Source organism: Aneurinibacillus aneurinilyticus ATCC 12856, from assembly GCF_000466385.1.
In the GTDB taxonomy this organism is placed as follows: domain Bacteria; phylum Bacillota; class Bacilli; order Aneurinibacillales; family Aneurinibacillaceae; genus Aneurinibacillus; species Aneurinibacillus aneurinilyticus.
This window is the reverse complement of the sequence record NZ_KE952879.1, coordinates 1-7,028: the sequence shown is the minus strand read 5'-3', so window position 1 is coordinate 7,028 and position 7,028 is coordinate 1. Positions and strand designations below refer to the sequence as shown.

Below are 7,028 nucleotides of genomic sequence, written 5' to 3'. Positions count from 1 at the left end.
CGCCCGTTTGGGCACGGTGTGGTGACGATCCACTATGGATCATACTGGATAATTAACACCCTTGAAAAAACATAAAAGGCTGGAGCAGGGAGAGAATGCAGGAATGGAATAATATAAATGAAATGAGGTAGCTATTACATGATACCGTGTAGTCAGTGCCAGGCAAATTAGAATGAAAAACAGCCATCTTTTCGGATATGTAATCGGAAAGATGGCTGTTTTTATTTTTATCCATGATAGGTTGCAAACGCAATAATGCCTTCGTCGTCATCGAGCTCAAGTTCCAGACTAGCTGCAAATGGATCTCGGTTCAGCTCATGTCGGAGCCAGAAGCGAATCGCTTCGATCATATTAGCCTGGATGAGTATTTGTGAACGACCATTTTCTGTGGCTGATGCAGAGAACCCATACTCTTCATCCCACATCAGCTCAATGCTGACATCACTTGGATTGATTTGTTTTTTATCAGCAGTGTACAGACATAACGCATTAACGATATCTTGTTCCGATAGTTTTAGTTTTTCCATACATGAGATTCCTTTTCTTTCTGCTTCGTTTTATATGCGACATACAGTTTACGGATAACGGCGATAACGACCACAACGAACAAAACATTAATTAACAGGCCAAGAATCGCGCCAAGCCCTCCCATGTTGCCAAGTAATCCACCGAGCATAAGACCGGCAAGACCACCGAACAGCAAACCTTTCATGAAACCACCGCTTTTGGACGGAGTAGCTGTGTTTTTAGTAGGTGCTGTGTTCTTAGCAGGGCTATTTACGCCGGAATTTGAATTAGAATCTTTAGAGATATTGGAATTCTGGTTGTTTCCTGGCTGGAAATTTTTTGTGCCAGAATTATATGATTTTTTTCCTTTGGCATCCGCATGGTCTACATTTACAAAAGCACCTGCGCTAAATACCAACGCGACAGCCATAAACAGCATGAGAAACTTTTTCATAATTTTTTGTAAACCCCTCTCTAAAATCTTAATACGTATATTCTATACGAGCCTGCTTTAAAAAGGTTTCAAAAATTTTTATAGAAAAAATAGCGGCATCCGAACGAAAAAAACGTTCTGGATGCCTTCATTTAATCCACTTATTTCGTGTTCCTGGCGTGAGGAAAATATTCTTTCCAGCGGCGGTCTACCTGTTCGACAATATCCTCGCGCGGTGTGAGTTCATCCGGATAGAACGGTTTCATACGTGCATCGATAACGATAGGTCCTTCGAATTGAACTTTATTTTGTCTCAAGTTCGTTCTGGCATATACATCATGTGCTGGATCAAAGCGGGTAAACGTAGTCCATAAGAAAGTTGTCTGATCTACGATATCGTCTACATTATCCACCAGGAAAATAAGCGGCCAATCTGCTAGTTGGTGTTGGGCATGTTCAATAAGCGTTGAAGCTAGTTTTTCATCTTCTGTAAAGCTTTTTCCCGAGATGACCAGACAACCGCCGCAGTATGCTTTTACTTTGTCGATACCTGGCAGTGGCTCTCCGTGATACTCGCGTGCAAGCTCGCGAATCGGGTCGCCGATGCCCAGCATAATAGCCTTGCTGCCATGGTTGAACTTACGTCCCGTGTAATCGAGTGTATCCATCGACGTATCGTGTACGATAAGCAGATCGCGTTGCGGGTTGAAGCGAGCAAGGATCGTTTCAAGAAAGCGTGGGAAATTCGAAAGATCGCATGGTACGTCAGTCAGCATGAGGAATTTGGTCAGCGTTAGCTGGCCTTCACCCATAATGCGGAATGCATGTGCCATAGCTTCGCGATAGTAGCTCTCCCGTACGATGGCCCCTGCAAGTGAATGGAAACCGGTTTCTCCATATGTCCACAAGCTTTTAACTCCAGGCATTACCACGGGGAACATTGGCGATAGCAGGCGCTGTAAGTATTCGCCGATAAAATAATCCTCCTGGCGTGGTTTGCCTACGACGGTCGCAGGATAGATAGCGTCTTTGCGACGGTACATTTTTTGAATGTTGAATACCGGAAAATCATGTGTCCAGGAATAGTATCCATAATGATCGCCGAACGGTCCCTCCGGATGGCGAACATGCGGGGGCACTTCGCCACAGAACGCGAACTCCGCCTGGGCAATCAGTTTGTGCGCATGGTTGCTGACTTGCGTAACATCCAGCTTGTCTCCCATCAGAAACGATGTGAAAATCAGCTCCGGCAGCATTTCAGGTAACGGTGCGATAGCGGTAATAGTCAATGCCGGAGGGCCGCCAAGAAATACGGTTACAGGCAGCGCCTGATTGCGAAGCTCCGCTTCATGATGGTGAAATCCGCCGCCTTTTTGAATCTGCCAGTGCATGCCAGTACGATTTCTCTCTTGTACTTGCATCCGATACATTCCCAGATTGTGTTCTTTTGTCTCCGGGTGCTCCGTATAGACAAGCGGAAGGGTGAAAAATGGACCGCCGTCAAGCTGCCAGCCGGTCAGTACGGGAAGTTTATGCAAATTAATATCGTCTTCCTGCAGCTCAAGCACAGGTGCTTTACCGTTTCCGACGTTGCGTAGTCCAGTCTTGGCTACGTCGAGCAGAGGGGCGCGATATTGCCATAATGTACTGAGCTTGGGTGGAAGCAATTGATCCATTGCGCCGACAAGCTGATTGACCAGATTCTCCGGACGGGGTCCAAACGCCAATTCCACCCGCCGCTCAGTACCGAATAGATTCGTAATAACCGGGAAAGAGCTGCCTTTTGGATTGGTAAACAGAAGGGCCGGTCCCCCTTGATCGATGACGCGGCGGTGAATTTCTGGAAGCTCCAGGTTTGGATCAACGGCCGCGTCGATTACGGCGAGGTCTTGTTCTTTTCGTAACGTTTCGATAAAAGTTCGCAAATTGCTATGCATATAATGCGTTCTCCTTGCCTCATAATATTATCCATTGCTATTGTACATGGTTTGCTCATTTTCGTCATGCATTTACCGTTACAAACCGATAAAACACATATGGTATGATTAAAGTAAAGAACAATATCGGATGGAGAGGGGAATATATGACGTATAAATTAGCTGCTATTGATATAGATGGCACATTGTTGAACGACGAATATAAAATTACGGAAGAGAATAAAAAAGCGTTGCGCGCGGTGGAAGAAGAGGGAATTCACATCGTGCTTTGCTCAGGACGTGCTCCTCTCAGCGTAACGCCTTTGCTTGAGGAAATCGGCATCGACGGATATTTTATCTGCCATAACGGCGCTGTTACCTCTCATTCCAAAACGAAGGAGATTTTGAATGAAGCAGGATTCTCTATTCATTCATTGAAGAATGTTTTGGATTATTGTCGTAAAGAAAACATTCATACAGATTTTTGTACCGCGTTAGATATGTATACGGAGAATTTGGACAGGGAAGATGTACGAGCTATGTATGCCAAGTATTTGGCGGAACCGAAGCTTGTGGAGGATGCGCTTAGTGTGGAAGACAAGCTTGTCAAGTTTACGTTATTTGGTACAGATGCTCAGTTAAACAAAGCATATGAAGAGCTTACAGCGATGAATCTACCGGTACAAACGCTGCGCAGCGGCCCCTTCTATATTGATCTTATTGACCGGGCTACATCCAAGGGTGCGGCATTGAGCAATTTGGCAAACTATTTGAACATTCCACTGAGTGAAACGATTGCGATTGGTAATTACTACAATGACCTGGATATGATTACGATGGCGGGGATGGGGATAGCGGTTGGAAACGCGCCGCAGGATGTTAAGCAGCAAGCTGATATGGTGGTTGCCTCTAATAATGAGAGCGGAGTAGCGAAGGCGCTAGAGTGCCTTGTTCTACAGAATAAACAAAGAGCGTGAATAAAAATGCCACGATCCGTGAATAACGGACCGTGGCATTCTCGCTTATACTTGTTCGACAGAATGAAGAATTTTCAGATGGGTTGCCATGTATTGACTATCTGTATACAAACGAAATCCTTGATTTTCGACGTAGTCGAGTGTGAAGGCTTCCGGATACATTTTCGTAATATACGTATCAAGACAGTACATGATACCGTCCTCTTCAATGCAATCGAATGAGGAGCCAGGGATATCGCCTTGAACAAGGGAGAACCGCATCATAAATCCGCAACCGCCTTCTAGAATACCGAGAATGGACAGACGCTGCGGTGTTTTCAGTCTTGCTGCTGCCTCTTTGTGTGCAGCCGGTGTGATTCGCAGCATAGCGCGTCTCCTCTCTTTTTTACTATTGTACCTGTTTTCACGATGAAATAGAACATTTCCGCTTGCAATTCCTGGACAAATGCTATACGTTGTTTCTATGAAGAACAGACGCTGGCACTGCTCAATCTGTTCTATATATAAGCCAAGGAGATGAACGCCATGCGCGCAGAAGCAGTTAAGTCCAGTACATCATTTACCGATCCGATTGAAAAACACTTTTATGATATTATTCATCTAATCGGCGAGGACCCTGAACGTGAAGGGTTGAAGGAGACGCCGAAGCGCATCGCCAAGATGTATCGCGAGATTTTTAGCGGCCTAGATGAGGATCCGGCAGAAGTTCTTGGAAAAACGTTCCCAGCTGAAGGCACGAACGATATCGTTATTGTTCAGGATATTCCCTTTCATAGTGTATGCGAACATCACTTTGTTCCTTTCTTTGGAAAAGTGCATATTGGCTACATTCCAAACGGACGGATTGTCGGCTTAAGCAAGTTTGCTCGCCTCGTAGAGATCCTGGCACGTCGTCCACAGGTTCAGGAGCGAATCACAAACCAGATTGTGGATACGATTGAACAGGTGATTGAGCCAGTTGGCGTTATTGCTGTCATCGAAGCTGAGCATATGTGCATGAGTATGCGCGGCATAAGAAAGCCTGGTAGCAAGACGAGAACGATTGCACGCCGCGGTATTTTCGATAAAGATAATGACGTGCAGGAACAAAGATTCTTCCGTTTGCTGGAAAAAGAATAAGATGTGTATAAGAAAAAGGGGGGAGGTTATCCCCTCTTTTCTTATACATTCCACTTCCCTTGACAGTATATAATAGAGACATGCTTAGTCAGATGTGCAAGAAAAATAGTCGTATTTTTATAAAAAAAAGCACGATTTTTTTGCTTTTGGTTTGCTGTACAGCTGGAATACGGTATAATAGGCAAAATAATAATGTAAGACCTCTACTATATAGAAATCACTTGATGTAGTAACAAAAATTCAGGTGGTTGGAAGTAGGAGATTCGAAAACAAGAAGAGGGTGGATGCGCCCTGCGCTCTGGCAGAAGAAAGGCCAGCGAGTCTTTTTCTGACCGCTCCCGCCCTTCCTTTTTTCTTACCTCCCACCGCAAAAATTGGTTGATTTATCAAATTAGATGTATATAGTAAGGTCTTACTACCCGTTGGATCGGGATAAACATTGTACATACATTGTGGAGGCTTGAAAGAGATGGTGGCACAACAGGTAAAAACAATATTTCAGGAAAAATACCGGGGAGTAGGCCGCATGTTGATTGCGTGTCCGGACCGTCCAGGGATTGTTGCGTCTGTATCAAAATTTTTATTTGAAAACGGCGCTAACATTATGCAATCTGACCAATATACACAGGACCCGGAAGGCGGCATGTTCTTCATGCGGATTGAATTTTTCAAGGAGGGTATAGAAGATAGCATTGATGAGCTACGTCGGGCTTTTGCTTCGGTTGCAGATGAATTCGAGATGAATTGGAAAATTACGCTTGCAAGCCGACCGAAGAAAATGGTAATTTTCGTATCCAAAGAGGATCACTGTCTGCGTGAGCTGCTATGGAACTGGCAAGCCGGTGATTTAAATGCGGAGGTTACAATGGTTATCAGCAATCATGAGGATTCGCGTGAGCTGGTAGAATCACTTGGTATTCCGTTCTATCACTTGCCGGTAACAGCAGAGACGAAGGCAGAAGTAGAGCGAAAACAGCGTGAATTAATGGAAGGAAATGTAGATTTCATCGTACTGGCACGTTATATGCAAATTTTGTCGTCGTATCTTGTAGAGCATTATCGAAACCGTGTAATTAATATTCATCATTCCTTTTTGCCAGCGTTTATTGGTGGCAAGCCGTATGATCAGGCACATAAGCGCGGAGTAAAAATCATTGGTGCGACTGCTCACTATGTTACGGAGGAGCTTGATGCCGGACCTATTATCGAGCAGGACGTGAGTCGCGTCAGCCATCGGGATAATGTAGGGGAGTTGAAAAAAGAAGGCCGTCATATCGAACGAATTGTGCTTGCTCGTGCAGTAAAATGGCATATTGAAGATCGGATTCTTGTTGATAAAAACAAAACCGTCGTATTTACATAGCATGCATATACAATGAAAAGAACCTGTTAAACACCGGAATCTTTCAAGAAAGGTGGCTTTGACAGGTTCTTTTTTAGCTATAATAGCACGTGTCGCTGGGACCGTACTTTATATAAGACGGTTATGCTCGGAGCGAATATGTGCTCACGATTTTATAAATAGGTCCTTTAGATGTAAGTGTAGAGTGAAACAAAACAATTTCACCTACACGCCAGCTTACGGGATAGACGCCCGGCAAATGCGGTGAATCAGCATTTCCTTCCATACGGGGCTCCCTCCCTAATGTAATATGGGGAGCGTATGTCCGGTCTTCGCTGTAGAGTTTTTTTTGTGTTAAACGTTTGGCTAATGTATGCTGCAATGAGTCTAAATCTTTGAGATGGCCACTGACTCCCACCCAAATGACGCGTGGTCGCTTTATATTTGGGAATGCACCGATGTTTGCAAGGGTCAACGAGAAGGGAGAGAAAGAAGCAGTGACATCTTCCATCTCTTGTTTTACAAGCTCCATTTGCTGCGAAGAAAGGTCGCCAAGAAAATGCAAAGTCAGATGCATTTGCGGTTTTGTTTGCCATTTACGGCAGGGGAGCGTTTCTTTTAGTTCTTGTTGTAAACGCATAAGCTCCTGTTTGGCTTCTTCGTTTAGTTCGATGGCAGTAAAAAGCCTCATATAGAGTCCTCCCTCTTTTCTATCCATCTATGGATACCAAGGG

Annotated in this window: 8 protein-coding genes; 3 read left to right on the top strand and 5 right to left on the bottom strand. The window is 44.6% G+C overall.

Features of this window, described 5'->3' with window-relative positions:
* Positions 1 to 227: 227 nt before the first annotated feature.
* The 3 genes from HMPREF0083_RS21005 to HMPREF0083_RS20995 all read right to left on the bottom strand — a co-directional run bounded on the left by HMPREF0083_RS21005 (position 228) and on the right by HMPREF0083_RS20995 (position 2,877).
* Positions 228 to 527 (bottom strand): YxcD family protein, encoded by a 300-nt coding sequence (locus HMPREF0083_RS21005; protein ID WP_021623781.1) that lies wholly within the window; start codon positions 525 to 527, stop codon positions 228 to 230.
* Complete coding sequence (locus HMPREF0083_RS21000; protein WP_021623780.1) at positions 515 to 961, bottom strand: hypothetical protein; 447 nt, start codon at positions 959 to 961, stop codon at positions 515 to 517. Before HMPREF0083_RS21000 ends, HMPREF0083_RS21005 begins: the two co-directional genes overlap by 13 nt.
* 140 nt (positions 962 to 1,101) lie before the next feature.
* Complete coding sequence (locus HMPREF0083_RS20995) at positions 1,102 to 2,877, bottom strand: UbiD family decarboxylase (protein WP_021623779.1); 1,776 nt, start codon at positions 2,875 to 2,877, stop codon at positions 1,102 to 1,104.
* Between the two features lie 146 nt (positions 2,878 to 3,023).
* On the opposite strand from HMPREF0083_RS20995, the gene HMPREF0083_RS20990 reads away from it, so the two are divergent.
* Positions 3,024 to 3,833, top strand: a complete 810-nt coding sequence (locus tag HMPREF0083_RS20990) for a Cof-type HAD-IIB family hydrolase (protein WP_040304242.1) — start codon at positions 3,024 to 3,026, stop codon at positions 3,831 to 3,833.
* Positions 3,834 to 3,878: 45 nt separating this feature from the next.
* Here HMPREF0083_RS20990 and HMPREF0083_RS20985 read toward each other — a convergent pair whose 3' ends face one another.
* Positions 3,879 to 4,199 carry a hypothetical protein gene (locus HMPREF0083_RS20985; RefSeq protein ID WP_021623777.1) on the bottom strand — a complete coding sequence of 107 codons (321 nt, stop codon included), beginning with the start codon at positions 4,197 to 4,199 and terminating at the stop codon, positions 3,879 to 3,881.
* Positions 4,200 to 4,358: 159 nt separating this feature from the next.
* Between HMPREF0083_RS20985 and folE the strand changes: the two genes are divergently transcribed.
* Entirely contained in the window at positions 4,359 to 4,952 is a 594-nt protein-coding gene (folE, locus tag HMPREF0083_RS20980; RefSeq protein WP_205762899.1) for a GTP cyclohydrolase I FolE, read from the top strand.
* A 469-nt stretch (positions 4,953 to 5,421) separates the two neighbouring features.
* A complete protein-coding gene (purU, locus tag HMPREF0083_RS20975) occupies positions 5,422 to 6,315 on the top strand; it encodes a formyltetrahydrofolate deformylase (RefSeq protein WP_021623773.1) in 894 nt (297 codons plus the stop codon).
* 121 nt (positions 6,316 to 6,436) lie between these two features.
* On the opposite strand, the gene thpR is transcribed toward purU, so the two are convergent.
* Complete coding sequence (gene thpR / locus HMPREF0083_RS20970; RefSeq protein WP_040304240.1) at positions 6,437 to 6,985, bottom strand: RNA 2',3'-cyclic phosphodiesterase; 549 nt, start codon at positions 6,983 to 6,985, stop codon at positions 6,437 to 6,439.
* Positions 6,986 to 7,028: the final 43 nt, after the last annotated feature.

Bases quoted from the DNA above. Each gene is read 5' to 3' on its own strand.
- HMPREF0083_RS21005 (WP_021623781.1), bottom strand. From the start codon at position 527: ATGGAAAAACTAAAACTATCGGAACAAGATATCGTTAATGCGTTATGT.
- HMPREF0083_RS21000 (WP_021623780.1), bottom strand. From the start codon at position 961: ATGAAAAAGTTTCTCATGCTGTTTATGGCTGTCGCGTTGGTATTTAGC.
- HMPREF0083_RS20995 (WP_021623779.1), bottom strand. From the start codon at position 2,877: ATGCATAGCAATTTGCGAACTTTTATCGAAACGTTACGAAAAGAACAA.
- HMPREF0083_RS20990 (WP_040304242.1), top strand. From the start codon at position 3,024: ATGACGTATAAATTAGCTGCTATTGATATAGATGGCACATTGTTGAAC.
- HMPREF0083_RS20985 (WP_021623777.1), bottom strand. From the start codon at position 4,199: ATGCTGCGAATCACACCGGCTGCACACAAAGAGGCAGCAGCAAGACTG.
- folE (WP_205762899.1), top strand. From the start codon at position 4,359: ATGCGCGCAGAAGCAGTTAAGTCCAGTACATCATTTACCGATCCGATT.
- purU (WP_021623773.1), top strand. From the start codon at position 5,422: ATGGTGGCACAACAGGTAAAAACAATATTTCAGGAAAAATACCGGGGA.
- thpR (WP_040304240.1), bottom strand. From the start codon at position 6,985: ATGAGGCTTTTTACTGCCATCGAACTAAACGAAGAAGCCAAACAGGAG.